Origin of the sequence: Actinokineospora fastidiosa (assembly GCF_014648415.1) — a bacterium.
Lineage (GTDB): Bacteria > Actinomycetota > Actinomycetes > Mycobacteriales > Pseudonocardiaceae > Actinokineospora > Actinokineospora fastidiosa.
In genome coordinates, this window is record NZ_BMRB01000002.1 from 971,973 (window position 1) to 997,240 (window position 25,268).

A 25,268-nucleotide genomic window follows, 5' to 3' on the forward strand; every position below is an offset into this window, starting at 1 on the left:
CGCGACGCCGCTAGACGGTGAAGCCGAGGGCGCGCAGCTGCTCGCGGCCGTCCTCGGTGATCTTCTCCGGGCCCCACGGCGGCATCCACACCCAGTTGATGCGGAAGTCCGACACGATCCCGCCGCCCGCGCCGCCGGTGAGCGCGGCCCGGGTCTGGTCCTCGATGACGTCGGTCAGCGGGCAGGCCGCCGAGGTCAGGGTCATGTCGATCGTGGCGGTGTTGTCGTCGTCGACCCGGATGTCGTAGACCAGGCCGAGGTCGACCACGTTGATGCCCAGCTCGGGGTCGACCACGTCGCGCATGGCCTCCTCGACGTCGTCGAGGTTGGCCTTGTCGGCGCGCGGGGCGATCTCGGGCATGCCCGCCGCGCCGCGCTCCACGGTCTCGTCAGTCATGCTTGTCCTCCCGTACGGGCCAGCGCGTCCTTGAACGCCATCCAACCAAGCAGCGCGCACTTCACGCGGGCGGGGTACTTCGCCACGCCCGCGAACGCGATGCCGTCCTCCAGCACGTCCTCGTCCGGCTCGACCTGGCCGCGGCCCTGCATCAGCTCGACGAAGGCGTCCATCGTGGACAGCGCGTCGGCCACGCCCCGCCCGACCACGAGATCGGTCAGCACCGACGTCGACGCCTGGCTGATCGAGCAGCCCTGCCCCTCGTAGGAGACGTCCTCGACGGTGTCGCCCGCGAGCCTGACCCGCAGCGTCACCTCGTCCCCGCAGGTCGGGTTGACCTGGAAGGACTCGGCGTCGTACGGCTCGCGCAGGCCGCGCCCGTGCGGGTTCTTGTAGTGGTCCAGGATGATCTCCTGGTACATCTGCTGCAGCTGCATCACGCCACCCCGAAGAACCGCTGGGCCGCCCGGACCCCGTCCAGCAGCGCGGCGATGTCGCCCAGGTCGTTGTAGAGGTAGAAGCTCGCCCGCACGCTGGCGGGCACCGCCAGCCGCCGGTGCAGCGGCCACGCGCAGTGGTGGCCCACCCGGACCGCCACGCCCTCGTCGTCGAGCACCTGGCCCGCGTCGTGCGGGTGGACGCCGTCGATGACGAACGACACCGCGCCGCCGCGGTCGGCCACGTCGCCTGCGGCGTCCAGGCCGGGGCCCAGCACCCGGACGCCGGGGATCTCGGCCAGCCCCGCCAGCGCGGCCACGGTCAGCGCGTGCTCGTGCTCGGCCACGCGGTCCATGCCCACGGCGTTGAGGTAGTCCACCGCCGCGCCCAGGCCGACGGCCTGGGAGGTCATCGGCACCCCGGCCTCGAACCGCTGCGGCGGCGGGGCGAAGGTGGACCGGGCCATCTCGACCATCTCGATCATCGATCCGCCGGTCAAGAACGGCGGCATCGAGCCCAGCAGCTCCCGGCGCCCGTAGAGCACGCCGATGCCGGACGGTCCCAGCATCTTGTGCCCGGAGAACACCGCGAAGTCCACGCCCAGCGCCGCGAGGTCGACCGGCGCGTGCGGCACGGACTGGCAGGCGTCGAGCACGGTCAGCGCGCCCACGGCCTGGGCGCGGGCGACCAGCGCCGCGACCGGGTTGACCGTGCCGAGCACGTTCGACTGGTGGGTGAACGCCACCAGCCGCGTGCGCTCGGTCACCAGCGCGTCCAGGTCGGACAGGTCGAGCCTGCCGTCGTCGGTGACGCCGAACCAGCGCAGCGTCGCGCCGGTGCGCTGGGCGAGCTGCTGCCACGGGACGAGGTTGGCGTGGTGCTCCATCTCGGTGACCACGATCTCGTCGCCGGGACCGAGCACGAACCGCGCCGACTCCGGGCCCGCGGTGGCCGCGTTGCCCATCGCGTACGCCACCAGGTTGATGCCCTCGGTCGCGTTCTTGGTGAACACGACCTCGTCCGGCGTCACCCCGACGAACGCGGCGATGCGCGCGCGGGCGGACTCGTAGGCGTCCGTGGCCTCCTCGGCGAGCTGGTGCGCGCCGCGGTGCACGGCGGCGTTGTGCCGCTCCAGGAACTCCCGCTCGGCGTCGAGCACCTGGCGCGGCCGCTGCGACGTGGCCCCGGAGTCCAGGTACACCAGGCGTTTGCCGTCGCGGACGGTGCGGCCGAGGATCGGGAAGTCCGCGCGCAGCGCGGCCACGTCCAACGGCGCGGTCAGTGCGGTCACCGGGAAAGCCACCTCCTCCAAGGGCCTACGCGGTACAACGTCAGGACGCGCTCGCGGCTTCCTGCTTGCCCGCGTACTTCACGTAGCCCTCGGCCTCCAGCACGTCGGCCAGCTCCTTGCCGCCGGACTCGACGATGCGGCCACCAGCGAAGACGTGCACGAAGTCGGGGGTGATGTGGCGCAGGATGCGGGTGTAGTGCGTGATCAGCAGCACACCGGACTCGCCGGAGGCGCGGAAGCGGTTGACGCCCTCGGACACCACGCGCAGCGCGTCCACGTCGAGGCCGGAGTCGGTCTCGTCGAGGATGGCGATCTTCGGGTTCAGCAGCGCCAGCTGCAGGATCTCGTGGCGCTTCTTCTCCCCGCCGGAGAAGCCCTCGTTGACGCTGCGCTCGGCGAAGGACGGGTCGATCTCCAGCTCGCCCATCGCCGCCTTGACCTCCTTGACCCAGGTCCGCAGCTTCGGCGCCTCGCCGCGGACCGCGGTCGCCGCGGTGCGCAGGAAGTTCGACATGGACACGCCCGGGACCTCGACCGGGTACTGCATGGCCAGGAACAGGCCCGCGCGGGCCCGCTCGTCCACGCTCATCTCCAGCACGTCGACCCCGTCGAGGGTGACCGAACCCGAGGTGACCTCGTACTTCGGGTGCCCGGCGACGGCGTAGCTCAGCGTCGACTTGCCCGAGCCGTTGGGGCCCATGATCGCGTGCGTCTCGCCCGCCTTCACGGTGAGGTCGACGCCCTTGAGGATCTCCTTGGGACCCTCGTCCGTGGCGACCGAGACGTGCAGGTCCTTGATTTCCAGCGTGGCCATTGCGGCTTCCTACTCCAAAAAGTCAGTTCGTCGTGGTGGTGATGTCGACGTGCACATCGCCAGCGACCACGGTCACGGCGTAGACGTCGACGGGTTCGGTCGCGGGCGGCGCGGAGGGCGCGCCGGTGCGCAGGTCGAAGCACGACCCGTGCAGCCAGCACTCGATGCCCTTGCGGGTCACCTCGCCCTCCGACAGCGCCAGTTCGGCGTGGGAGCACTCGTCCCGCAGGGCGTGCACCTCGTCGCCCTGGCGCACCAGCACCACGGCCACGTCGTCGACCTCGACGGCGAACGGCTTGCCGTCGTCGAGGTCGGCCAGGGCGCACACGCGGGTCATGCCCCGACCGCCGCCAGCTCGGCCTCGATCGCGGCCTCCAGGCGCTCGCGCACCTCGGGGACGTCGATCTTCATCAGCAGCTCGTGGAAGAACCCGCGCACCACCAGCCTGCGGGCCTGGTCCTCGGGGATGCCGCGCGCCTGCAGGTAGAACAGCTGCTCGTCGTCGAACCGGCCGGTCGCCGACGCGTGGCCCGCGCCTGCGATCTCGCCGGTCTCGATCTCCAGGTTCGGCACCGAGTCGGCGCGCGCGCCGTCGGTGAGGACCAGGTTGCGGTTCAGCTCGTAGGTCTGGGTGCCCTCGGCCGCGGCGCGGATCAGCACGTCGCCGATCCAGACCGTGTGCGCGTCATCACCCTGCAGCGCGCCCTTGTAGACCACATTGGACGTGCAGTTGGGCTGCGCGTGGTCGACGAAGGTGCGGTGCTCCAGGTGCTGGCCCGCGTCGGCGAAGTACAGCCCGGTCAGGTCGACCTCGCCGCCGGGACCGGCGAACGCCGCCGTCGGCGAGACCCGCACGACGTCGCCGCCGAGGGTGACCACGATGTGCTTGAGCAGCGCGTCGCGGCCGACCTTGGCGTGGTGGGCCGAGACGTGCACCGCGTCGTCCGCCCAGTCCTGAATGGACACCACGGTCAGCTTGGCGCCGTCGGCCAGCACGAACTCGACGTTGTCGGCGTACACCCCGGAGCCGCGGTGGTCGAGCACCACGACGCCCTCGGCGAACAGCTCCGCGCGCACCTGGAGGTGCCCGTAGGCGACCTGGCCCGCGCCCGGCCCGGTCACGGTGACCGTGGTCGGCTTCGACGCCTTGGTCTCCCCCGGCACGGTCACCACGGTGGCCGACGTGAACGAGGAGTACGCCTGCGCCGCGACCCGGTCGGCGGGCACGCCCGCCTGGCCGATGCGGGCGTCGGCGCGCTCGACGGTCTCGACGCGCACCTCGGGCGCGGCGTCCACCTCGACCGACGCCGAGCCGGTTGCGGCGGCGCCGGTGTGCAGGCCCGCGAGCCGCTTCATCGGCGTGAAGCGCCAGATCTCCTCCCGGCCGGAGGGGGTCTCGAACGCCTCGACGTCATAGGAGGTGAACCAGTCGGCCCGCGACGACTCGGGCACGACCGGCTTGTCGACAGAGACGGTCATTTAGCCGACCGCTCCTTCCATCTGCAGCTCGATCAGTCGGTTCAGTTCCAGCGCGTACTCCATGGGCAGCTCGCGCGCGATGGGCTCGACGAACCCGCGCACGACCATCGCCATGGCCTCGTCCTCGGTCAGGCCGCGCGACATCAGGTAGAACAGCTGGTCGTCGCTGACCTTGGAGACGGTGGCCTCGTGCCCCATCTGCACGTCGTCCTCGCGGATGTCGACGTAGGGGTAGGTGTCCGAGCGGCTGATCTGGTCGACCAGCAGCGCGTCGCACTTCACCGTGGACTTGGAGTTGTGGGCGCGCTTGTTCACCTGGACCAGGCCGCGGTAGGACGTGCGGCCGCCACCGCGGGCCACCGACTTCGACACGATCGTCGAGGAGGTGTGCGGGGCCATGTGAACCATCTTCGCGCCCGCGTCCTGGTGCTGGCCCTCGCCAGCGAAGGCGATCGAGAGGACCTCGCCCTTGGCGTGCTCGCCCATGAGGAAGACCGCGGGGTACTTCATCGTGACCTTGGAGCCGATGTTGCCGTCGATCCACTCCATGGTCGCGCCCTCTTCGGCCTTGGCGCGCTTGGTGACCAGGTTGTAGACGTTGTTCGACCAGTTCTGGATGGTCGTGTAGCGGCAGCGGCCGCCCTTCTTGACGACGATCTCCACGACCGCGGAGTGCAGCGAGTCGGAGGAGTAGATCGGCGCGGTGCAGCCCTCGACGTAGTGCACGTAGGCGCCCTCGTCGACGATGATCAGCGTCCGCTCGAACTGGCCCATGTTCTCGGTGTTGATCCGGAAGTAGGCCTGCAGCGGGATCTCCACGTGCACGCCCGGCGGCACGTAGATGAACGACCCGCCGGACCAGACGGCCCCGTTGAGCGCGGAGAACTTGTTGTCGCCGTGCGGGATGACCGAGCCGTAGTACTGCTCGAACAGCTCCGGGTGCTCCTTGAGCGCAGTGTCCGTGTCGAGGAAGATCACGCCCTGCTTCTCGAGCTCCTCGTTGATCTTGTGGTAGACCACCTCGGACTCGTACTGGGCGGCGACACCGGCGACCAGGCGGGCCTTCTCCGCCTCCGGGATGCCCAGCTTGTCGTAGGTGTTCTTGATGTCCTCGGGCAGGTCCTCCCAGGACTGGGCCTGCTTCTCGGTGGAGCGCACGAAGTACTTGATGTTGTCGAAGTCGATGCCCGAGAGGTCGGCGCCCCAGGACGGCATCGGCTTGCGGTCGAAGAGGCGCAGCGCCTTGAGCCGGGACTCCAGCATCCACTCCGGCTCGTCCTTCTTCGCGGAGATGTCCCGCACGACGGCCTCGGACAGGCCGCGCTGCGCACTCGCCCCCGCGGTGTCGGCATCGGCCCAGCCGTACTCGTAGCGCCCGAGCGTGGCAAGGGTCTCTTCCTGCGAAAGCGGCGTGGTGGTGCGCTGCTCGGCAGCGGCAGTCATTCGGACTTCCCTCCATCCGGAACCGGTGGTGCTATGGCCTTGGGTGCGTTCGCCAGCGGGACGTGGGTGGTGCACACGGCGTCCCCGTTGGCGATGGTCGCCAGCCGCTGCACGTGCGTGCCCAACAGCGACGCGAACGCCGCCGTCTCCACCTCGCACAGCTCGGGGAACTCCGCGGCGACGTGCGCCACCGGGCAGTGGTGCTGGCACAGCTGCTCCCCCGCGCCGACGCCGCGGGTCGAGGCAGCGTAGCCCTCCCTGGTCAGCGCGGCGGCCAAGGCCTGGGCCCTGGCCACGGGATCGCTCTGGCCGGTCACCGCGGCGCGGTGGCGGTCGACCAGCGTGGCCACCCGGCGCTCCGCGAACGCGCGCACCGCCTGCTCTCCCCCGTTCTCGGCGAGGAAACGCAGCGCGGCGATGGCGAGATCGTCGTAGGCGTGGCCGAAGCGGGCGCGGCCCGCCTCGGTGAGCAGGAAGAGCCTGGCGGGTCGTCCTCGGCCCCGGTCGCCCCGGCGGGGGGCGTCTCGCGTGCCCGCCTCGCCGTCGGCGACCAGTGCGTCCAGGTGCCTTCGGACGGCCGCCGGGCTCAGGCCCAGCGCCTCGGCGATCGCGGCCGCCGTGATCGGCCCCTGCTCCAGCAGCAGGCGCGCGACACTCTGCCGAGTGCGCCCGTCGTGCTGCGCGGGACCCCCGTCGGGGGTCCGCGGAGCCGGAGCCGTCTTTTTCACAACACAAGTGTGTCTTATTTCGCCGACGACGGCAAAGGCGGGGTGATCGGAGTCACCGGGACCACGCACGAACGGATCTTGCCCGCTGCCCCGATACGCTCTCGACGTGGTGGCGGGAGACACGGATCGGCGCGGAGCGGTGACTCCGGTGACGGGGCTGAACGCCGCCGAGCGCAGGCAGCTCGACGTCATCCGCCGCTTCGGCACGGTCGGCGCGCTGCTGCTGCTGCTCGGCTCGCTGGGGGCGGGCGCGGCGCCGGTGTTCAACCCGGTGCTGCGGCTGCCGGTGCTCAGCCTGTTCAGCCGCATGCCCACGGTGTCCATCGCGGTGGGCTTCACCGGCGTGTTCATGCTCGTCCTGGCCTGGCTGGCGCTGGGGCGGCTGTCGCGGCCCTCGCGCGAGCGGGTGGTGTCGCTGCCGCAGATGGCCCGCACGCTGGTCATGTGGATCACGCCGCTGGTGTTCACCGTGCCCAGCTTCAGCCGCGACGTCTACAGCTACCTGGCGCAGAGCGAGATCGCCGCGCTGGGCATGGACCCCTACACCGAGGGCCCGGCGCAGGCGCTCGGCGTGGACCACCCGCTGACCAAGGGCGTGCCGACGGTGTGGCGGGAGACGCCGTCGCCGTACGGGCCGCTGTTCCTCTCGGCTGGCCGCATCGTGAACTGGCTGACCGGCGGCCACGTCGTGTGGGGCGTGGCCATGCACCGGCTGCTGGCGCTGATCGGCCTGGCGATGATCATCTGGGCGCTGCCCCGGCTGGCCAGGCGCTTCGGCGTGCACCCGGTCAGCGCGCTCTGGCTGGGCGCGGCGAACCCGCTGGTGCTGTTCCACCTGGTCGTCGGCGTGCACAACGAGTCGCTGGCGATCGGGCTCATGCTGGTCGGCTTCGAGCTGGCGCTGCGGCGGATGCCGTGGGTGGGCCCCGACGGCCCGTTCCCGCCGCTGCAGCCCGGCGAGCTCGTCGGCTACGCCGTCGGCGCGTCGGTGATCACCCTTGGCGCGGCAGTGAAGATCCCGGCCGCGCTGGCGCTGGGCTTCCTCGGGGTGATGATCGCCCGCAGGCTCGGCGGGCAGTGGAGCAGGCTGTTCGCCGTCGCGGGCGGGCTGTTCGTGGTCTTCGCCGTGGTGCTGACCGCGGCGTCGCTGGGCAGCGGCCTCGGGTACGGCTGGGTGGCGACGCTGAACACGGCGGCGACCATCAAGAGCTGGCTGGCCCCGATGACCGCGCTCGGGTTCGCCGCTGGCGGGCTGGGCATCCTGCTCGGCCTGGGCAACCACATGGACGCCGCGATCACCGTCAGCCGGGTCGTCGGGTCGGTCATCGGGCCGCTGATCGCGGCCAAGCTGCTGTTCGACAGCTTCCGGTGGAAGCTGCGCCCGCTCACCGGCCTCGGCGTCGCGCTGGGCGCGGTGCTGGTGTTCGGCGCGACCGTGCAGCCCTGGTACCTGCTGTGGGCCGCGGTCCCGCTGGCCGCGGCGGCGGGCGACACGAAGTTCCGCGTGGTGGCGACCGGCATCAGCGTCGCGCTCGCGGTCGTGCTCAACACGACCGGCTCGCCGTTCGACGGGCGGACGTTCCAGCTGCCCTACGCCTACATCGCGGCGATCATCGCCACCGGCCTGGCGGTGCTGCTCGCGCGCAGGCACCTCATCGGCACGCCCGGAGGCCGCGTGACCAGCGGCACGGCCTAGGCTTTCCGCCTGTGAGCGAGTCCGCCGTCGAGGTCGCCGACGTGGTCAAGCGCTTCGGGCCGACGACCGCGGTGGCGGGGGTCGACCTGAGCCTGCCGCGCGGTCAGGTGCTGGCGCTGCTCGGGCCGAACGGCGCGGGCAAGACGACCACCGTGGAGATGTGCGCGGGCTTCCTGCGCCCGGACTCCGGCAGCCTGCGCGTGCTCGGCATGGACCCCATGTCCGCCGCGCTGCGGCCGCGCGTCGGGGTCATGCCGCAGGGCGGCGGGGCGTACCCGGGGGTGCGGGCCGCGGAGATGCTGCGGCTGGTGGCCGCGTGCGCGCGCGACCCGCTGGACCCGCCCTGGCTGCTGGACGTGCTGGGCCTCTCCGGCGCGGCGCGGACGCCGTACAAGCGGCTCTCGGGCGGGCAGCAGCAGCGGCTGTCCCTGGCGTGCGCGCTGGTGGGCCGCCCCGAGCTGGTCTTCATGGACGAGCCGACCGCGGGCCTGGACCCGCAGGCGCGGCGCCTGGTGTGGGACCTGGTCTCGGCGCTGCGCGCCGACGGCGTGAGCGTCCTGCTGACGACGCACCTGATGGACGAGGCCGAGGCGCTCGCCGACCGGGTGGTGATCATCGACGGCGGCCGGGTGGTCGCCGAGGGCACGCCCGCCGCGCTGACCACGGAGGGGCAGATGCTGCGCTTCCGCACCCGTCCCGGGCTCGACCTGACGCTGCTGAGCGCGGCGCTGCCGGAGTCGTGCGTGGTCGCCGAGCCGTCGCCGGGGGCCTACCTGGTGAGCGGGGAGGTCGACCCGCAGGTCGTCTCGGCGGTGACGGCGTGGTGCGCCCAGCAGGGCGTGCTCGCCGAGGAGCTGCGGGTGGGCAGGCGCAGCCTGGAGGACGTCTTCCTGGAGCTGACCGGACGGGAGCTGCGCTCGTGACCTTCCCATCGGGCACCTTCACCCCGGCGCCGGGCGCGGGCCGCCCGCTCCGGATGCTGTGGGTGCACGCGCGCACCGAGGCGACGCTGACGCTGCGCAACGGCGAGCAGGTCCTGCTGACGCTGCTGATCCCGCTGGCCCTGCTGATCGGGCTGACGCTGGTGCCGGTGATCGCGCTGCCCTCGCCGAGGGTGGACGCGGTGACGCCCAGGGTGCTGGCGCTCGCGGTGCTCTCCTCGGCCTTCACCGGCCAGGCGATCGCGCTCGGGTTCGACCGGCGCTACGGCGTGCTGAAGCGGCTGGCGGCCACGGCGCTGCCTCGGTGGCTGCTGGTGCTGGGGCGGGTGGTCGCCGGGCTGGTCGTGGTCGCCGTGCAGGCGGTCGTCATCTCGGTGGTGGCGCTGCTGCTGGGCTGGTCGCCGTCCGGTCTGCTGTGGATGGTCGCGCTGCTCGCGCTGGGCACCCTGTGTTTCGGCGCGCTCGGCGTGCTGTTGGGCGGGGCGCTGAAGGCGGAGGTCGTGCTGGCCCTGGCGAACGTGGTGTGGTTCGTGCTGCTGCTGGCGGGCGGGATCGTGGTGGCCACCGCGGACCTGCCGTCCGGGATGGCGTCGGTGGTGGCGCTGCTGCCGTCCGCTGCGCTGACGGACGGGCTCACCACGGCCCTGTCCGGGGGCGTCCCGCCGCTGTCGGTGTGGGTGACGCTGACGGCGTGGGGCGTGGGCGCGGGCGTCCTGGCGACCCGGACTACCCGGTTGACCTAGCGTAGATCATCCCGCGGCCGTACTCGGTAAAGCCGAGGTCGCGGTAGAGCGTCATCGCCCCCGGATGCCCGGGCGGACTGTCCACTGGGAACACCACGGCGGTCTCCGCGCCGAGGTCCTTGAGCGCGTGCAGCGCGCCGAGGCAGACCGCGCGGGCGAGCCCCCTGCGGCGGTGGTCGGGGTGGGTGCCGACCGGTTCGAGCTCGCCCACCCGGTTGTGGTCGTCGAGCCAGATGAGGCAGTAGGCGGCGTACGTGCCGTCGGGGGCGACCGCCACCCAGTCGAGTTCGGGCCGGAACGGCCAGGTGCTGCTGACGTTCCGGTAGCTCTCCTCGGTCACGCGCGATGGGTGCCACACCGCCCGGTGGCACGCGACCCGTTTCGCCGAGTCGGTGCTGGGGCCGATGGTGTAGCCCGGCGTCGCGGGCAGGTCGGGGAGGTCGGCGAGGCTCCGCGAGAGGTAGTGGTGGACGCACTCGTCTGCGGGGGCGTAGCCGTGGCGTTCGAGCGCGGCCCGCAGGTGCGGCCGGTCGTCGGCGATGCCGACCGTCAGGCGCTCGGCGGTGGCGGTGCTGGCGAACCACTCGAGGATCTCGTCGACGAGGTCCGGGTCGGCGGTGAGGAAGTCGAGGTGGCCGGGCGGGTGCTGCCAGGCCCAGGCGACGGTCTCGCCGCCTGCCTCCCAGAGCACGATGGGCCAGTCCCGGTCGAGGTGCTGCGTGCGCTGCCAGGCCAGGTCGCCGATGTGCCAGTGGCACGGCCACAGGCGCTGGGTGAGGTTCTGCATCGCGCGGAGGTCGGCGAGACCTCCGTAGGGCCGTGCCGTCGCCGCCATCCCGCCACCTTCCCGCCCGGGGCGGCCCGCCCTCAACTCGATTTCCGCCGCTATTCCAGTGCTAGAATAGCGCCTATGTCGCTGACCGATGGCGAGCTGACCGTGCTCGGGCTGCTCGTCGAGCAGCCCCGCCACGGCTACGACCTGGAGCGGGTCATCGAGGAGCGCGGCATGCGCGCGTGGACGGCGCTCGGCTTCTCCTCCATCTACTACGTGCTCGACAAGCTGGCCAAGCGCGGCCTGATCGAGGCGACCGGCGCGCCGCCGTCGGGGAAGTCGCGCGTCACCTTCCGCGCCACCGAGGCGGGCCGCGAGCTGTGCGCCGACGCCACCCGGGAGGCGCTGGCCACGCTGACGCCGCCGCGCCCCCGCGTCCTCATCGGCATGGCCAACAGCCCCGGACTGCCCGACGCCGACGTGGTGGCCGGGCTGACCAAGCGCCTGGCGGCCCTGCGCGGAGAACTCGCGGACGTGCGGGCGGCTCGCGCCGCCCGGGAACCCCTGCCCTCCGCGGCTTCGGCGATCTTCGATTACGGCGAGGCCATGCTCAGGGCCGATGTCGACTGGACACAGGCCACGCTGAACGCGTTCACGAAGGAGTCCGCGGTGGAGAAGTACGACATCAAGAAGGCCCACAAGGACCTCTACTCCCCCTCGTCGCGGGACTTCACCGTCGTCGAGGTGCCCGAACTCCGCTACATCGCGGTCGACGGTCGCGGCGACCCCAACACCTCACCGGCGTACGCGAACGCGGTCGAGGCCCTGTACACGGTGGCCTACACGGCGAAGTTCGCGGCCAAGGCCACCGGCCGCGACTTCGTGGTCGGACCGCTGGAGGGACTGTGGCGAGCGGACGATCCGAGCATGTTCACGGCCCGGCGCAAGGAGAGCTGGCAGTGGACCATGCTGATCAGCATGCCCGCGTGGATCACCGACGACATGGTCCACTCCGCGATCGACACCGCGGCGAGGAAGAAGGACCTCCCCGCGCTCGGCGACGTCCGGCCGCTCACGCTCGCCGAGGGGACCTGCGTCCAGATCCTGCACATCGGGCCCTACGACGACGAGACCCCGACCCTGGACCGGCTCCACAACCGGTTCCTGCCCGAGAACGGCCTGACCTTCAACGGCGACCACCACGAGATCTACCTCAGCGACGCGCGGCGGACCCCGCCCGAGAAGCTGAGGACCGTTCTGCGGCAGCCGGTCAGGCGCGGGTAGCGGGGTCGGTCACGCCGGGCTTGGACGCGGCGCGCTCGATGTCGCGCACGCGGATGGCCATCTCCAGCAGGGCGGCGCGCCCGGCCTCCGACAGCTCGCCCGCGCGCATGGCGATCGCGCGCACCTGGCTGTCGCGCCAGGCGGCCATGAGGTCGAGCTGCTCATCGATGCGCGCGGACTCGGCGTCGTCGCTGAAGTAGGCGATGGGGACGCCGAAGAACTTGGCCAGGGCGGCCAGATGGCGGAAGCTCGGGTTGTCGCGGGTGCCGCGCCGCCACGCCGAGACCGCGCTGTGGGTCAGCTCGACGTTCTGCTCGTCGCGGATGGCCGCGGCGATCTCCTCGTTCGTGTACGGCCCGCGCCCCGCCGGGTGCACCGTGGCCACCAGACGGTTGAGTTTGGCGGCCAGGCTGCCGGTCCCCAGTTCCATGACACCCCTCCCGGTGGCGCTCGACAACCGTCGAACACACCCACCGGCAATTGCACCAGTGTTGAAACGCCTGCACAAGCAGTATAGGTTTACCCGTGAGGGGTGGCGCTACCGCCGGACGGCCCGTTGGGGGGAGCGAACCGTCCGGCGGTAGCTGAAGGAAGGCGATGGGGGAGGCCGCCTTCCGCGACGTAGTGTAGTGCCCTGTGATCGCTCCGTGGGGACGAATCGCGAACATGGCCACACTTTTGTCATTGGGCACGCAGTGAGACGGGCGACACGGTAGGAGACCACCGCCGGGATCGCGCGTCCGCGCACGTCCTACGATTCAGCGGTGAGCCTGAAGACCCGCCTTGACACCGTCCGACCGCTTTCGCGGCGCACTCAGCGGTCGCTGGCGTGGGCCGTCGTCGTCACCCAGGCGCTGATCGCGGTCACCGGGTCGATCGTGCGGGTCACCGGGTCCGGGCTGGCGTGCACCACCTGGCCGGAGTGCCACCCCGGCAGCATGGTGCCCACGGAGCACCCGGAGTACGCCGACCTCAACCAGTGGATCGAGTTCGGCAACCGGCTCTTCACCGGCGTGGTCGGGCTGATCGCGTTCGCCGCGTTCGCCGCCGCCTACCTCGACCGCCCGCGCCGCTCCCGCTACGTCAGGCTGGCGCTGATCATGCCGATCGGTGTCGCCGTGCAGGCGGTGATCGGCGGGATCACGGTCCGGTTCGACCTGTTGTGGTGGACGGTCGCCGTGCACTTCATGGCCTCGGCGGTCATGGTGTGGCTGGCGGTGCTGCTGGTCTACGCCGTGGACGAGCAGGACGGGCCGCCGCGCCCCGTCGGGCCGCCGGTGCTGGGCCGCACGCTCCAGGCGATGGCCGCGCTGCTGGTCGCCCTGCTGATCGCGGGCACCTTCGTCACCGGGGCCGGGCCGCACGCGGGCGACGCGCTGACCCCGCGCCTCGACGTCGAACTCGAGACCATGGCGCACGTGCACGCCGCGTTCCTGTACGCGTTCCTCGGCTTGCTGGTCGCCGTCGGCCTGATGCTGCGCCGGGTCGGGTCGCGGAGGCTGTGGCGGCACTACATCGTGCTGGTCGCCGTCGTGCTCGCCCAGGGCGCGCTGGGCTTCACCCAGTTCGCCCTCGGCGTCCCCGAGCTGCTGGTCGCCCTGCACGTCCTCGGGGCGATGGCGGTCATCGTCGCCGCCGCCGCCCTGTGGAGCGCCGCGCACCCGCGCGAGCGCGCCTAGCCCCGGGTGCGGGCCGCCATCTTGGCCCGGTGGCCCGCGCCGATCCTGGTCGCCGCGACCGTCTCGCGGTCCCACTCCTCGGCCGCCTCCAGCCCGTCGACCCGCTCGACGAGCGCGTCGGCCGCCGCCATGGAGGCGACCATGACGTCGCCGAGCGCGCCGTCCGCGCCGACGAGCACCACGCGCACCCCGGCGAGGCCGACGTTCTCCGCCACGGCGCGCGCGGGCTTGCCGTGCGCGCCGACGAACGCGGTGGCAGCCTTCACCGCGGTAGGGCTGGGCTTCTCGGTCTCAGTCGCCATGCGGGGAGCCTAGAGCGCGGGGCCCGGGAACACCGGGCGGTCGTGATCGGTTCCACTCGACGAGAGCGAGAAGGAGGCGCGCGTGCCCACAGCAGTCCTGGTGTCCGAGACGGGCGGCCCCGAGGTCCTGACCGTCACCGAGGCCGAGCCCGGGTCCCCCGGTCCCGGCGAGGTCCTGGTCGACGTCGCCGCGGCGGGCGTGAACTACATCGACACCTACCACCGCAGCGGCGCCTATCCCCTGCCGCTGCCGTTCCGGATCGGCCTGGAGGGCGCGGGCACCGTCACCGCCGTCGGCGAGGGCGCCGACGCGAAGGTGGGCGACCGCATCGCCTGGTCGAGCACCCTGGGCAGCTACGCGGCCCAGGTCGTCGTGCCGGTCGCGGCCGCCGTGCCCGTCCCCGACGGCGTGGACGACCAGACCGCGGCCGCCCTCATGCTGCAGGGCCTGACCGCGCACTACCTGCTGACCTCCACCTATGCGGTGCAGCCCGGCGACACGGTGCTGGTGCACGCCGCCGCGGGCGGGGTCGGCCTGCTGCTGACCCAGCTCGCCACCGCGCGGGGCGCCCGCGTCATCGGCACGGTGTCCACCGCGGAGAAGGCCGAGCTGGCCAGGGCGGCGGGCGCGGCCGAGGTGATCCGCTACGACCAGGTCGACTTCGCCCCGGCCGTGCGCGAGCTGACCGGCGGCGAGGGCGTCGCCGCGGTGTACGACGGCGTCGGCGCGAGCACCTTCGACGGCAGCCTCGACTCGCTGCGCAGGCGCGGCGTGCTGGCCCTGTTCGGCGCGGCCAGCGGCCCGGTCCCGCCGGTCGACCCGCAGCGGCTCAACCGGGCGGGCTCGGTGTTCCTGACCCGGCCCACGCTGGCCGACCACGTGGTGACGACGCAGGAGCTGCGCGGGCGCGCGGCCGACCTGTTCGACGCCGTCCTCGCGGGTGAGCTGTCCGTCCGGATCGGCGCCACCTACGCGCTCGACGACGCCCGCACCGCCCACGAGGACCTGGAGGGCAGGCGCACCACGGGCAAGGTGCTGCTCATCCCGTAGGTCTACTCAGGACTTCCCGGAGTCGTCGGTTACGGCGACGGCGTCGATCACGAACACCAGCGTCTCGTCGGGCGCGACGCCGTTGCCGCCCGGGCCGTACCCCTTGTCCGGCGGGACGACCAGCAGCCTGCGCGCGCCCTGCTTGATGCCCACCAGGCCCTCGTTCCAGCCGTCGATCACCCGCGCGTTGCCCAGGTTCGCGACGGGGAACGGCTCGCCGCGGTCCCAGGAGTTGTCCAGCACCTGGCGGTTCGACCACGTGGTGAGGTGGTAGTGCGCGAGCACGGTGTCGCCCTGCTCGGCTTCGGCGCCGCTGCCCGGCGTCAGGTCCTTGCTGAGCAGCTTGGTGGGCGGGGAGCAGGTGTCCGGCAGCGTCACCTTCGGCTTGGTGGCCGCCTCGCCCTCGACGGTGATGTCGTCGGCGGTGCACTCGACGGCGGTGGCGATCTCCGTCGTCGGCGACTCGGGCAGGGTGGGCTCGTTGCCCGGGGCGGACTGCTGACCACAGGCGGTGAGAGCCGCGAGCAGTGCCGTCGCCACGGTGGGACCGAGGATGCGCATAACGGCGGACTCTAAGCGCTCACCGTGTGAGGCGACCGTGAGGGCGGTTGGGCCGTTTGTGGTCACTCTGGGTCTCACCCGTTTTGCGCATATGCCCGCACGATCTTCGCGCGTAAAGTGACTGCTCGCGCCCGTTCGGATACTGAAAGCAGCGACTGCTGCCCGCTCCAGTGCCGCACGGCCGTCCGCCGAGGAGGTGACCTGCCTTGCCCGCGGACGCCACCGGCCTCCGCACCCACCGGATCCACGAGATCTTCTGGACCAGGACCACCCTGCTGCTCACCACCCTGCTGGTGGTGTCCGGACTGGCGTTCTGGGCGTCGAGTTCGCTGGACACCGGCACCGGGAGGAGTCTGCTGACCGCGGTGGCCACCGGCACGATGGTATCGGCCGTGGTCGGGTTCGGACAGACGCTGATCACCGCCCGCGCCACGCGCGAGGCGATGCTGAACCCGCTGATCGAGGAGAGTCGCAAGGCGCTGCGCGAGCTGTCGGAGGAGTACCGCTCGCTGAACCAGGAGTTCTTCCCCACGCACGTGTTCGAGGCCAGCGTCGAGCCCGACCCGGCGTTCAACGCGCTCATGATGGAGGACCTGCGCCGCGCCAAGCAGTACTGGTTCCGCGGGTTCTCCGGCCGCTACGCCGCCGTGCGGCTGCTGGCCGCGCGGTCGGAGTGGGAGGTCAGGGCCGTGGTCGCCGACCCGCGCGAGCGCAGCGCGATCAGCGGCCGGGCCCGCTACATCGCCCGCAGGGAGGGCGCGGACACCGATCTCGACAAGATCCGCGACGAGCTGCACGAGGAGATCCGCATCGGCCTGGTCGGGCTGTTCCTCGCGCGGTCCCGGTGCACCCGCATCGACGTGACCGTGGTCGCCGACCCGCCGCTGGACCGCGTGGAGATGTTCGACGACAGCGTGTGGATCACCCTCTACAGCGACCCGGCCGCCCCGTCGCCCTACCCGAGGACGCTGCGGTTCGCCGAGAGCTCGTTCATCCACGGCATGGAGCGCGCCGACTTCGGCAGGCTCCACGCCACCCGCGACGCCCGCCGACTGGTGATCACCCCGGACACCGGCCGCGCGGAGTTCGCCGCGCAGTTCGCCCGGGTCACCGGGACCGCTTTGACCGACGACGGCTTCGGAGAACTGGAGGCCGCCTTCCACGGCTTCCGCCGGGATTTCTCCGCCAAGGCCGAACTGGAGAGTTGATACCGTTGCTGACCCGCGTCCACGCGCTGCCCGACCTCGCCGACCGGCTGCTGCGCGAGCCCCGAGGCCCGGGATGGGACACCGTGCACGCCGTGTTCGAGTCCTGGGTGGACGGACGACCGCCCAGGGCGGCCGTGCGCCGCCACCTCGCCGGACTCGACCCGGCGGAGTCCGCCGCGCTGGTCGCGCGGTCCCGGGAGACCACGACGCACTTCGCCTGGTGCCTGCGCGACGAGCGGGCGGAGCCGTTCTCGTTCTGGCTGCACGAGTACAAGCCGCAGCGGGACTGGCGCGCCGGGTACGCCGACTCGGTGCACAACCACCGCTACCACTTCTGCACCGTCATCCTCAGCGGCGGCTACCGCCACGAGCGGTTCGCCACCCGGGTGGACCCGGTGACCGGCCTGGTCGACTCGGTCGCCATGACCCGGGGCGCCGACTACGACACCGGCACCACCGGCTACCTGCTGGCCAGCGAGTTCCACCGCATCCCCACCGCGCTGGACGGCACCATGACGTTCCTGGTGAAGTCGCGCCCGGTCACGGAGTGGAGCCTGTCCTACGACCCGGTGAGCGGCCTCGGACACCGGCACGTGCCGGTCGAGTGTCGGCTTCCGGAGCTGACCCGGCGCATCTGACACGATTTACCATCGACCCCACCCGAACGAACGGGAGGGGTCACATGTCAGCGCCGACCATCGACGCACCCACCATCAGCAGCGCGATCATCGGTGACGTGGAGGACCGCGTCCGCGCGCTGTGCGAGCGCCATGCCCGCCGTCTGCCGTTCCACGGCTGGCACCACGTGGGGTTCGTCCGCGACAAGGCGGTGGAGTTCGCTGCGGCCAACGGCTCCGACGTGCCCGTGGTGGCCGTCGCCGCCCTCGTGCACGACGTGAACTACCTGGTCCGCCGCAACTCGGCGGCCGCGGCGGGCTCGGGCCTGCGCAGGCGCCTGCTGGCCGACGCAGGCGTGCCCCGCCCGACGGTGGACTGGATCGACGCCATCGTCGACGAGGCCGAGATGCGCACCCGCCACCGCGGCATCAGCCGCGAGGCCCAGGCGCTCTCGGACGCGGACACCCTGTTCAAGGCGCTGCCCGTCACGCCGGTGGTGCTGGCGCACCGGTACCTGGCGGAGAACAACGTCACGCTGCGGGAGCTGGCCGACAAGATCGTCGGCGAGCAGTGCGACGTCCACGACGAGGGCTTCTACTTCTACTCCCCCGCCGCGGCCGCGCAGTACTCCCGGTGGGCCAGTGCCAATCTGCAACTGTGGCGGTGCATCAAGGAGTCCCTCGACGACCCGACCGTGGAGCGGCTGCTGGCGGCGGTCGGCTGACCGATCTCGGTCAGCGTGCCGATGTCTCGGGCGCGGCGCGCGGCGACAGTGGGGTGACCACCACGACCCCACGGAGCGCGCCATGACCACGCAGTCGCCGCCAGTCCCGCACGAGCACGACGAGTCGCCCCGGCAGCGGCTGGCCCGCAACTACGGCGAGCAGCTGCAGGAGGTCAGGGTCGCCCAGACCGGGGTGCAGTTCCTGCTGGCCTTCCTGCTCGCGCTCGCGTTCACGCCGAGGTTCCCGGAGATCACCGGCTTCCAGGAGGACGTCTACGTGGTCGCGCTGGTCCTGGGCGCCTCGGCGACGGCGCTGCTGATAGCCCCGGCCGCCTACCACCGCCTGGTGTTCCGCCGCGGCCTCAAACACCGCCTGGTCCACGCGACGGCGATGTTCACCCTGGCCGGGCTGACCCTGCTGATGCTGGCGATCGGCGCGTCGCTGCTGCTGGTGCTGGACGTGGTCGTGGGCGGACCTCAGGCCCGCTGGCTGACCGGGGGCGTGCTGTGCTGGTTCGGGCTGTGGTGGTTCGCGGTTCCACTGTGGACGCGCAGGCACGGCCGTCAGCCGGACTCCCGGTAGCGGCGCGTCGCCTCGCGGGCGATGTCGGTCCGCGAGGCGACGCCGAGCTTGGCCAGGATGTGCGAGACATGCGTCGCCACCGTGCGCCGGGAGAGCACGAGGCGGTCGGCGATCTGCGGATTGGACAGCCCCGCGGCGACGAGCGCGGCCACGCGGCCCTCGGTCGGGGTCAGGCTCGGCCACCCGGTGCGGGCGCGGCGGTGCTGGGCGCGGGGACCGCGGCGGATGCCGTGCCCGCGCAGGGCGGCGCGCAGGCGGGCGGCGTCCCAGGTCGCGCCGAGTCCGGCGTAGAGGTCGTCGGCCTGGGTGAACGCCGTCCGCGCCTCGGTCGCCTCGCCGAGGCCCGCGAAGGCGACGGCCGCCTGGTGCAGCGCCCGCGCCCTGCCGAACGGGCGACCGGCGGCGTGGTAGCGCTCGGCGGCGGCCATCAGCTCGGCCGGGTCGGCCGCGAGGACACCCCGGCAGTAGGCGGCCGCGGCCGCGCGGTGCGGGATGGCGCAGTCCTGCGCCAGCTTCTCCGCCATCCCCGCGGCGAACGTCGCGGTCCCCCGGTCGTCGAGCTGGACGGCGAGGCGGACCGCGTCGGGGATGAGGTCCTCCATCTCCTCGGCCTCCTCGCCGCCGCCGGACAGCGACGCGACCAGCACGGCCAGCGCTCCCGCCGGGTCGCCCGCGCACTCGCGGGCGAGGCTGCGGGCCAGGGCGAGCGCGGCGATCGTGCGGCTGCCGATGCGCAGGGCGGGCGCCTCGGCGGCGGCCAGGTGCCGGGCCGCGGCCTCGGGGTTGCCCCTGCGCAGCAGGATCACCGCGGCGGTGCCGTGGTCGCAGCAGGCCACGCCGGGGTCCTTGGCCTCGGCGGGCACCGCGGCGACCCCGGCGAGCGCGTCGTCCCACCGGCCGGTGTCGTGGCGCAGCTCGGCCAGCGCGCTGTGCGCCTGCGCGAGCCGGACCAGCGCGCCCGTCCCCTCGGCCAGCGCCTTGACCTGCTCGGCGGCGGCGATCGCCTCCGGGTAGCGGTCGAGGTCGCCGAGCGCGACGGCCTGGTTGATCTGCAGCAGCATTCGCAGGTCGAGCAGGGCGGGGTCGGCGCCGGTGACGGCGAGCGCCCGCTCGAACAGCGGCAGCGCCGCGGCCATCTCCCCGCGCATCACCGCGACGACGGTGAGCACGTGCAGCGCCCAGCCGACCGCCCAGCGGTCCCCGGCCTCCTCCGCGCAGGCCAGCGCCGACCGGGCCACCTCCCCCGCCCGGTCGACCTCGCCGATGTCGCGGTGGGCGCGCGCGGACAGCACGAGCAGCCGCGCCCGGTGCCGCCCGTCGAGGCCGGGCCGGGCCAGCGCGTCGGCCAGGGTCGCCAGGGACTCCGCGCCCCGGCCGTCGAGCGCGCGGCACTGGGCCAGGGTCCAGTGCAGGTCCGCGGTCTCGTCCGGGTCGGTGGACGCCTCCAGCGCCCGTGCCGCGACCGCCTCGGCCCGCGCGCGCTCACCGGTGCGGTAGAGCGCGTCGGCGAGCCTGCCCGCCAGCGGGGCGCCCGCGTCGACCGCCCGTTGCAGCAGGTCGATGGCCACCGCGGGGGCCTGCGCGATCAGCGCGGGCGCCGCGGTGGCCAGCCAGTCCGCTGCCCAGCCGTGCGGGCGGTGGACGCCGCGCAGGAACTGCCGGGCCACGCGCTCGACCGGCGCGCCCGCAGCGGCCAGCGCGCGGGCGGCCTCCTCGTGCCACGCCCCGCGCAACCCGGCGGGCATGCCGTCGTAGATGACCCGGTGGATCAGCGGGTGGCGGAACCGCAGCTCGGGGCCCGACCCGCAGAGCACGCCCGCGGCGAGCGCGTGGTCCACGGCCGTCACCAGCGCGGCGACCCGCGTGTCGAGCACCACGGCGACGTCGGCGAGGGCGAACTCGACGCCGAGCAGCGCCGCGGCCCGCAGCACGGCGCGCACGTCGGCCGGGAGGAAGTCGAGGCGGTGGGCGATGGCGGCGTCCAGCGACCCGGGCGCCGGGTCGCCGGTCACCTCGGCGACCCCGTCGGCCACGGCGACCACCCCGTCCCGGCGCAGGGCGTCGACCAGCTCGGTCAGGTACAGCGGGTTGCCCGCCGCCTCCTCGGCCATGGCCAGCAGCCGGGGCCCGGGCGGTCCGCCCGCGAGCGCGCCGACGAGGTCGCGCGCCTCCCGCTCGGTCAGCCGGGCCAGCCGCAGCCTGCTCTGCGCGCTGGTCGCCCGGCGGACGGCGGCCAGCTCGGCCCGCCTCGGCACGTCCCGGGCCGTGCCGAGGAGCAGCAGCGGCAGGTCGGCCGCCCTGCGGGCCAGCGCGCACCAGAGCGCGACCGTGGCGCGGTCGGCCCACTGCAGGTCGTCGAGCACGACCACCGCCGGGCCCGCCTCGCCGACCAGCGCCACCAGGTGTTCCGCCGCGGCGGTCACCGGGTCCGCGCCCACCGGGGCCTCGCCGCGCAGCAGCCGGTTGACCGCGGCCCGGCGCTCCCCGCCCCCGTCGCGCACGCGCAGCGCGTCCAGCCACGGCAGCAGCGGCAGTCGCTGTCCCAGTTCGTCGCAGGCGCCCCAGGACACGGTCATGCCCGAGCGCTCGGCGCGGTCGCACGCGGCGCGCACCAGCACGGTCTTGCCGATGCCGGGCTCGCCCTCGATCAGCGCCGCCCGGCCGCGGCCAGCCCGGGCGTCGTCCAGCCACCGGTCGAGCCTGGCCTGCTCAGGGCGGCGGCCGAGGACGGGTGCGGACATGAAAGCACTGTAGAGAGGTGAAATCGAGGTGAACAGATCTTGGATCAGCGGTTAATCCGATCGGCCTACGACCGCGCCCGTAGAGCGCCATTGGCTCGTCGTTCACCCGGGGTTGCCACCGGTGTCGACTGCCACTGAGACGCTGATCACCAGCCGAAACGCCCGTCTCCCTCGGCAGATCCGACACCACGGCCGGTCAAACGAACGGAGTTCCCATGCGCGTGCGGCAGGTCATCGCCGCGCTCGCCGTCGCGACGGCGAGCATCCTGGGGGTCTTGGCGGTCAGCGGCGCCGCGGCGGCGTCCGACGACCCCGGCATGACCCACAACGTGACCCCGGACATGACCCACAACTGATCGACGCGACGCGGGCGCTCCCCCGGGAGCGCCCGCCGTCATGTCCGGAGTGGACAGATCAGAACGGCCAGCCGAGCACCGGCAGGCCCAGCGCGGAGTCCACGGCGAGCGCGAGGAACAGCAGGGTCAGGTAGCTGTTCGACAGGTGGAACAGCTTCATCGGGTTGGCGGGCTCGTCGCGCTTGACCGCGGTGTGCAGGCGGTGGGCGAAGACCAGGAACCAGCCCCCGGCCAGGACCGCGAAGGCCAGGTACACCCAGCCGGTCGCGGGCAGCAGGAGCATGCTCCAGGCGACCATGACCCACGAGTACACGACGATCTGCTTGGCGACCTGCGTCGGCGTGGCCACCACGGGCAGCATCGGCACGCCCGCCTTGGCGTAGTCGTCGCGGAACTTCATCGCCAGCGCCCAGAAGTGCGGCGGGGTCCAGAAGAAGATCACACCGAACATCACCAGCGCGGGCCAGCCCACGTCGCCGGTCACCGCGGCCCAGCCGATCACCACCGGCATGCAGCCCGCCGCGCCGCCCCACACGATGTTCTGCGCCGTCCGGCGCTTGAGGACCATCGTGTAGACGAGGACGTAGAACAGGATCGCGCCGACGGCCATCGCCGCGGCCAGCAGGTTCGTCGTGGCCCACAGCCAGGCGAAGGACAGCACGCCGAGCACCACGCCGAAGACCATGGCGTTGCGCGCGGGCACGACGTGCCGGGCCAGCGGGCGCGACTTGGTGCGCTTCATGACCGCGTCGATGTCGGCGTCGACCACGCAGTTCAGCGCGTTGGCGCTGCCCGCGGCCATGGTGCCGCCGACGAGCGTGGTCAGCACCAGCCACGGCGACGGGATGCCGCGCTCGGCCAGCAGCATGGCCGGGACGGTGGTGACGAGCAGCAGCTCGATGATCCGCGGCTTGGTCAGCGCCACGTAGGCGCGCAGCACGTCGCCCCGGGAGGGAGCGGTGGGCGCGTCGGCGGGCACTGGGGTCACCGACGGCATCTCGCTCCTCAACACTGATGGCGCGCCCGATCCCCTGAGACGCAGGTCACTGGGGTCGCGCGGGGTTTGCGTCCAACGCCGCGCGGGTACGCGGCACAGTACGGAATGGTAGCCGCGAAGGGGTCGGGTGCCCGTATCGGGTGGCGCGGCCGGGCCGAGTTCAGTCACAGATCACAGCGCGCGTCCGGCTACGACTAGGCTTGCCCCGGACCAGGGATGACCTGCGGGTCGTGGCAACCCAGCCGTCTGGTGTGCTGGGCGCGACGAACCGCCTACAACTATGGAAGTGGGAGCGCGAAGTCCGTGTCCGCCAGCAGTGACGTCCCAGAGAACCTGACCACAGCCTCGGTGCCCGACGACTGGACCGACCTCGACCGGCGGGCGGTGGACACCATCCGGGTGCTCGCCGCGGACGCCGTGCAGAACGTCGGCAACGGCCACCCCGGCACGGCCATGAGCCTGGCCCCGCTCGCCTACGCCCTCTACCAGCGCGTGATGCGCCACGACCCGAGCGACCCCGAGTGGATCGGCCGCGACCGGTTCGTCCTCTCCTGCGGGCACTCCAGCCTCACCCTCTACCTGCAGCTGTTCCTCTCCGGCTACGGCCTGGAGATCGAGGACATCAAGGCGCTGCGCACGTGGGGCTCGAAGACCCCGGGCCACCCGGAGCACGGCCACACCGCGGGGGTGGAGATCACCACCGGCCCGCTGGGCCAGGGCCTGGCCTCCGCGGTCGGCATGGCCATGGCCGCCCGCCGCGAGCGCGGCCTGTTCGACCCCGACGCCGCGCCGGGCGAGAGCGTCTTCGACCACTTCGTCTACGTGATCGCCTCCGACGGCGACATCGAGGAGGGCGTGACCTCCGAGGCGTCGTCCATCGCGGGCCGCCAGGAGCTCGGCAACCTCGTCGTGGTCTACGACGACAACCAGATCTCCATCGAGGACGACGTCGCCATCGCGCTGTCGGAGGACGTGGCCAAGCGCTACGAGGCCTACGGCTGGCACGTGCAGGTCGTCGAGGGCGGCGAGAACGTCACCGGCATCCTGGCCGCGATCGAGGCTGCCAAGGCCGAGACGAGCAGGCCGTCGTTCATCCTGCTGCGCACGGTGATCGGCTACCCGGCGCCGAACCTGATGAACACCGGCAAGGCCCACGGCGCCGCGCTCGGCGACGCCGAGGTCGCCGCCGTCAAGGAGATCCTGGGCTTCGACCCGGCCCGCACCTTCCAGGTCGACCCCGAGGTGCTGGCGCACGCCCGCCAGGTCGCCGAGCGGGGCAAGGCCGCCCGCGCCGCCTGGGAGCAGAGGTTCGGCGAGTGGGCCGCGGCCAACCCCGAGCGCCGCGCCCTGCTGGACCGCGCCACCGAGTACCGGCTGCCGGACGGCTTCGCCGACGCGCTGCCCACCTGGGAGCCCGACGCCAAGGGCGTCGCCACCCGCAAGGCGTCCGGCGAGGTGCTCAACGCCGTCGGCGGCCTGCTGCCGGAGCTGTGGGGCGGCTCGGCCGACCTGGCCGAGTCCAACAACACCACGATCAAGGGCTCGGACTCCTTCGGCCCGGAGTCGTCGTCGACGAAGGAGTGGACGGCCAACCCGTACGGCCGCACGCTGCACTTCGGCGTCCGCGAGCACGCCATGGGCTCGATCCTCAACGGCATCGTGCTGCACGGCCCGACCCGCCCGTACGGCGGCACGTTCCTGGTGTTCAGCGACTACATGCGCCCGGCCGTCCGGCTCGCGGCGGTCATGGGCCTGCCGGTCACCTACGTCTGGACGCACGACTCGATCGGCCTCGGTGAGGACGGACCGACCCACCAGCCGATCGAGCACCTCGCCGCGCTGCGCGCCATCCCGAACCTGGTCGTGCTGCGCCCCGGCGACGCGAACGAGACCGCGGCGGCGTGGAAGGCGATCCTGTCGCAGTCGACGCAGCCGGTCGGGCTGTGCCTGACCCGGCAGAACCTGCCCGTGCTCGAGAACACCAGGGAGAAGGCGTTCGAGGGCGTGGCCCGCGGCGGCTACGTCCTGGAGGACTCCGAGACCGTGCCGAGGGTCGTCCTGATCGGCACCGGCTCGGAGCTGCAGATCGCGGTCGAGGCGCGCCGGGTGCTGGAGGCCGACGGCATCCCCACCCGCGTGGTGTCGATGCCGTCCGTGGAGTGGTTCGACGCCCAGGACGAGGCCTACCGCGACACCGTCCTCCCGCCGACCGTGCACGCGCGTGTCGTGGTCGAGGCGGGCATCGCCCAGCCGTGGCACCGCTTCACCGGCCGGACGGGCGAGATCGTCTCGATCGAGCACTTCGGGGCGTCGGCGGACTACCAGACCCTGTTCCGCGAGTTCGGGTTCACCACCGAGGCCGTCGTGGCCGCGGCCCGCCGCTCCCTCAGCGCGAATGGAGGCACCAAGTGAGCGAGTTTAC

Annotated in this window: 26 protein-coding genes; 12 read left to right on the forward strand and 14 right to left on the reverse strand. The window is 72.7% G+C overall.

Annotation, left to right across the window (positions count from 1 at the left end):
* Positions 1-10: 10 nt before the first annotated feature.
* Genes IEY98_RS14355 through IEY98_RS14390 form a run of 8 tightly spaced genes read right to left on the reverse strand, consistent with a single transcriptional unit; the run spans position 11 to position 6,590 of the window.
* Positions 11-397, reverse strand: a complete 387-nt coding sequence (locus IEY98_RS14355) for a metal-sulfur cluster assembly factor (protein WP_189210925.1) — start codon at positions 395-397, stop codon at positions 11-13.
* On the reverse strand, positions 394-834 hold the full coding sequence (gene sufU / locus IEY98_RS14360) for a Fe-S cluster assembly sulfur transfer protein SufU (RefSeq protein WP_189210926.1): 441 nt from the start codon (positions 832-834) through the stop codon (positions 394-396). The genes IEY98_RS14355 and sufU overlap by 4 nt, the downstream gene beginning before the upstream one ends.
* Positions 834-2,126 (reverse strand): cysteine desulfurase, encoded by a 1,293-nt coding sequence (locus IEY98_RS14365; RefSeq protein WP_189210927.1) that lies wholly within the window; start codon positions 2,124-2,126, stop codon positions 834-836. Before IEY98_RS14365 ends, sufU begins: the two co-directional genes overlap by 1 nt.
* A gap of 40 nt (positions 2,127-2,166) precedes the next feature.
* Positions 2,167-2,940: a Fe-S cluster assembly ATPase SufC gene (sufC, locus tag IEY98_RS14370; RefSeq protein ID WP_189210928.1), complete on the reverse strand. Its 774-nt coding sequence runs from the start codon at positions 2,938-2,940 to the stop codon at positions 2,167-2,169.
* 22 nt (positions 2,941-2,962) lie between these two features.
* Positions 2,963-3,277 (reverse strand): non-heme iron oxygenase ferredoxin subunit, encoded by a 315-nt coding sequence (locus IEY98_RS14375; RefSeq protein ID WP_189210929.1) that lies wholly within the window; start codon positions 3,275-3,277, stop codon positions 2,963-2,965.
* Positions 3,274-4,419 carry a Fe-S cluster assembly protein SufD gene (gene sufD, locus IEY98_RS14380; RefSeq protein WP_189210930.1) on the reverse strand — a complete coding sequence of 382 codons (1,146 nt, stop codon included), beginning with the start codon at positions 4,417-4,419 and terminating at the stop codon, positions 3,274-3,276. The genes IEY98_RS14375 and sufD overlap by 4 nt, the downstream gene beginning before the upstream one ends.
* Positions 4,420-5,862 (reverse strand): Fe-S cluster assembly protein SufB, encoded by a 1,443-nt coding sequence (gene sufB / locus IEY98_RS14385; RefSeq protein ID WP_189210931.1) that lies wholly within the window; start codon positions 5,860-5,862, stop codon positions 4,420-4,422. It abuts the gene before it with no gap.
* A complete protein-coding gene (locus IEY98_RS14390; RefSeq protein WP_189210932.1) occupies positions 5,859-6,590 on the reverse strand; it encodes a helix-turn-helix transcriptional regulator in 732 nt (243 codons plus the stop codon). Before IEY98_RS14390 ends, sufB begins: the two co-directional genes overlap by 4 nt.
* Before the next feature lie 148 nt (positions 6,591-6,738).
* On the opposite strand from IEY98_RS14390, the gene mptB reads away from it, so the two are divergent.
* Genes mptB through IEY98_RS14405 form a run of 3 tightly spaced genes read left to right on the forward strand, consistent with a single transcriptional unit; the run spans position 6,739 to position 9,970 of the window.
* Complete coding sequence (gene mptB / locus IEY98_RS14395) at positions 6,739-8,286, forward strand: polyprenol phosphomannose-dependent alpha 1,6 mannosyltransferase MptB (protein WP_229786904.1); 1,548 nt, start codon at positions 6,739-6,741, stop codon at positions 8,284-8,286.
* Positions 8,287-8,297: 11 nt separating this feature from the next.
* A complete protein-coding gene (locus IEY98_RS14400) occupies positions 8,298-9,209 on the forward strand; it encodes an ABC transporter ATP-binding protein (protein ID WP_189210934.1) in 912 nt (303 codons plus the stop codon).
* A gap of 53 nt (positions 9,210-9,262) precedes the next feature.
* Positions 9,263-9,970, forward strand: coding sequence for an ABC transporter permease (locus IEY98_RS14405; protein WP_189211792.1), 708 nt, complete (start codon positions 9,263-9,265; stop codon positions 9,968-9,970).
* Here IEY98_RS14405 and IEY98_RS14410 read toward each other — a convergent pair.
* Entirely contained in the window at positions 9,954-10,805 is an 852-nt protein-coding gene (locus IEY98_RS14410; protein WP_189210935.1) for a GNAT family N-acetyltransferase, read from the reverse strand. The two genes, IEY98_RS14405 and IEY98_RS14410, sit on opposite strands and share 17 nt — an antisense overlap.
* Positions 10,806-10,880: 75 nt before the next feature.
* Here IEY98_RS14410 and IEY98_RS33290 point away from each other — a divergent pair, with 75 nt between their 5' ends.
* A complete protein-coding gene (locus tag IEY98_RS33290; protein WP_189210936.1) occupies positions 10,881-12,026 on the forward strand; it encodes a GyrI-like domain-containing protein in 1,146 nt (381 codons plus the stop codon).
* Here the strand turns inward: IEY98_RS33290 and IEY98_RS14420 are convergent.
* Positions 12,013-12,456 (reverse strand): helix-turn-helix domain-containing protein, encoded by a 444-nt coding sequence (locus IEY98_RS14420; protein ID WP_189210937.1) that lies wholly within the window; start codon positions 12,454-12,456, stop codon positions 12,013-12,015. The two genes, IEY98_RS33290 and IEY98_RS14420, sit on opposite strands and share 14 nt — an antisense overlap.
* A 334-nt stretch (positions 12,457-12,790) precedes the next feature.
* Between IEY98_RS14420 and IEY98_RS14425 the strand changes: the two genes are divergently transcribed.
* Entirely contained in the window at positions 12,791-13,705 is a 915-nt protein-coding gene (locus tag IEY98_RS14425) for a COX15/CtaA family protein (protein ID WP_189210938.1), read from the forward strand.
* Here the strand turns inward: IEY98_RS14425 and IEY98_RS14430 are convergent.
* Complete coding sequence (locus tag IEY98_RS14430; RefSeq protein ID WP_189210939.1) at positions 13,702-14,007, reverse strand: hypothetical protein; 306 nt, start codon at positions 14,005-14,007, stop codon at positions 13,702-13,704. The genes IEY98_RS14425 and IEY98_RS14430 overlap by 4 nt on opposite strands.
* 82 nt (positions 14,008-14,089) lie before the next feature.
* Here IEY98_RS14430 and IEY98_RS14435 point away from each other — a divergent pair, with 82 nt between their 5' ends.
* Entirely contained in the window at positions 14,090-15,058 is a 969-nt protein-coding gene (locus IEY98_RS14435) for a quinone oxidoreductase family protein (protein WP_189210940.1), read from the forward strand.
* Between the two features lie 6 nt (positions 15,059-15,064).
* Here the strand turns inward: IEY98_RS14435 and IEY98_RS14440 are convergent, their stop codons facing one another.
* Complete coding sequence (locus IEY98_RS14440; protein ID WP_189210941.1) at positions 15,065-15,619, reverse strand: FKBP-type peptidyl-prolyl cis-trans isomerase; 555 nt, start codon at positions 15,617-15,619, stop codon at positions 15,065-15,067.
* Positions 15,620-15,825: 206 nt separating this feature from the next.
* Between IEY98_RS14440 and IEY98_RS14445 the strand changes: the two genes are divergently transcribed.
* The 4 genes from IEY98_RS14445 to IEY98_RS14460 all read left to right on the forward strand — a co-directional run bounded on the left by IEY98_RS14445 (position 15,826) and on the right by IEY98_RS14460 (position 18,752).
* Positions 15,826-16,827, forward strand: a complete 1,002-nt coding sequence (locus IEY98_RS14445; protein ID WP_189210942.1) for a hypothetical protein — start codon at positions 15,826-15,828, stop codon at positions 16,825-16,827.
* Positions 16,828-16,832: 5 nt separating this feature from the next.
* Entirely contained in the window at positions 16,833-17,465 is a 633-nt protein-coding gene (locus IEY98_RS14450) for a hypothetical protein (RefSeq protein WP_189210943.1), read from the forward strand.
* 44 nt (positions 17,466-17,509) lie between these two features.
* Complete coding sequence (locus IEY98_RS14455) at positions 17,510-18,169, forward strand: HD family phosphohydrolase (RefSeq protein ID WP_189210944.1); 660 nt, start codon at positions 17,510-17,512, stop codon at positions 18,167-18,169.
* A gap of 82 nt (positions 18,170-18,251) precedes the next feature.
* Positions 18,252-18,752 carry a DUF6328 family protein gene (locus IEY98_RS14460; protein WP_189210945.1) on the forward strand — a complete coding sequence of 167 codons (501 nt, stop codon included), beginning with the start codon at positions 18,252-18,254 and terminating at the stop codon, positions 18,750-18,752.
* Here the strand turns inward: IEY98_RS14460 and IEY98_RS14465 are convergent.
* Positions 18,734-21,493 carry an ATP-binding protein gene (locus IEY98_RS14465; protein ID WP_189210946.1) on the reverse strand — a complete coding sequence of 920 codons (2,760 nt, stop codon included), beginning with the start codon at positions 21,491-21,493 and terminating at the stop codon, positions 18,734-18,736. The two genes, IEY98_RS14460 and IEY98_RS14465, sit on opposite strands and share 19 nt — an antisense overlap.
* 215 nt (positions 21,494-21,708) lie before the next feature.
* Between IEY98_RS14465 and IEY98_RS14470 the strand changes: the two genes are divergently transcribed.
* The gene (locus tag IEY98_RS14470) at positions 21,709-21,849 is read left to right on the forward strand and encodes a hypothetical protein (RefSeq protein ID WP_189210947.1); all 141 of its coding nucleotides are present in this window, start codon (positions 21,709-21,711) and stop codon (positions 21,847-21,849) included.
* A gap of 58 nt (positions 21,850-21,907) precedes the next feature.
* Here the strand turns inward: IEY98_RS14470 and IEY98_RS14475 are convergent, their stop codons facing one another.
* Entirely contained in the window at positions 21,908-22,846 is a 939-nt protein-coding gene (locus tag IEY98_RS14475) for a heme o synthase (protein ID WP_189210948.1), read from the reverse strand.
* Positions 22,847-23,149: 303 nt separating this feature from the next.
* Here IEY98_RS14475 and tkt point away from each other — a divergent pair, with 303 nt between their 5' ends.
* Entirely contained in the window at positions 23,150-25,258 is a 2,109-nt protein-coding gene (tkt, locus tag IEY98_RS14480; protein WP_229786905.1) for a transketolase, read from the forward strand.
* Positions 25,259-25,268 lie beyond the last annotated feature (10 nt).

Bases quoted from the DNA above. Each gene is read 5' to 3' on its own strand.
- IEY98_RS14470 (WP_189210947.1), top strand. From the start codon at position 21,709: ATGCGCGTGCGGCAGGTCATCGCCGCGCTCGCCGTCGCGACGGCGAGC.
- IEY98_RS14355 (WP_189210925.1), bottom strand. From the start codon at position 397: ATGACTGACGAGACCGTGGAGCGCGGCGCGGCGGGCATGCCCGAGATC.
- IEY98_RS14465 (WP_189210946.1), bottom strand. From the start codon at position 21,493: ATGTCCGCACCCGTCCTCGGCCGCCGCCCTGAGCAGGCCAGGCTCGAC.
- IEY98_RS14460 (WP_189210945.1), top strand. From the start codon at position 18,252: ATGACCACGCAGTCGCCGCCAGTCCCGCACGAGCACGACGAGTCGCCC.
- IEY98_RS14420 (WP_189210937.1), bottom strand. From the start codon at position 12,456: ATGGAACTGGGGACCGGCAGCCTGGCCGCCAAACTCAACCGTCTGGTG.
- IEY98_RS33290 (WP_189210936.1), top strand. From the start codon at position 10,881: ATGTCGCTGACCGATGGCGAGCTGACCGTGCTCGGGCTGCTCGTCGAG.
- IEY98_RS14475 (WP_189210948.1), bottom strand. From the start codon at position 22,846: ATGCCGTCGGTGACCCCAGTGCCCGCCGACGCGCCCACCGCTCCCTCC.
- IEY98_RS14430 (WP_189210939.1), bottom strand. From the start codon at position 14,007: ATGGCGACTGAGACCGAGAAGCCCAGCCCTACCGCGGTGAAGGCTGCC.
- IEY98_RS14375 (WP_189210929.1), bottom strand. From the start codon at position 3,277: ATGACCCGCGTGTGCGCCCTGGCCGACCTCGACGACGGCAAGCCGTTC.
- sufU (WP_189210926.1), bottom strand. From the start codon at position 834: ATGCAGCTGCAGCAGATGTACCAGGAGATCATCCTGGACCACTACAAG.
- IEY98_RS14440 (WP_189210941.1), bottom strand. From the start codon at position 15,619: ATGCGCATCCTCGGTCCCACCGTGGCGACGGCACTGCTCGCGGCTCTC.
- sufC (WP_189210928.1), bottom strand. From the start codon at position 2,940: ATGGCCACGCTGGAAATCAAGGACCTGCACGTCTCGGTCGCCACGGAC.
- sufD (WP_189210930.1), bottom strand. From the start codon at position 4,419: ATGACCGTCTCTGTCGACAAGCCGGTCGTGCCCGAGTCGTCGCGGGCC.
- IEY98_RS14405 (WP_189211792.1), top strand. From the start codon at position 9,263: ATGCTGTGGGTGCACGCGCGCACCGAGGCGACGCTGACGCTGCGCAAC.
- IEY98_RS14455 (WP_189210944.1), top strand. From the start codon at position 17,510: ATGTCAGCGCCGACCATCGACGCACCCACCATCAGCAGCGCGATCATC.
- IEY98_RS14410 (WP_189210935.1), bottom strand. From the start codon at position 10,805: ATGGCGGCGACGGCACGGCCCTACGGAGGTCTCGCCGACCTCCGCGCG.
- sufB (WP_189210931.1), bottom strand. From the start codon at position 5,862: ATGACTGCCGCTGCCGAGCAGCGCACCACCACGCCGCTTTCGCAGGAA.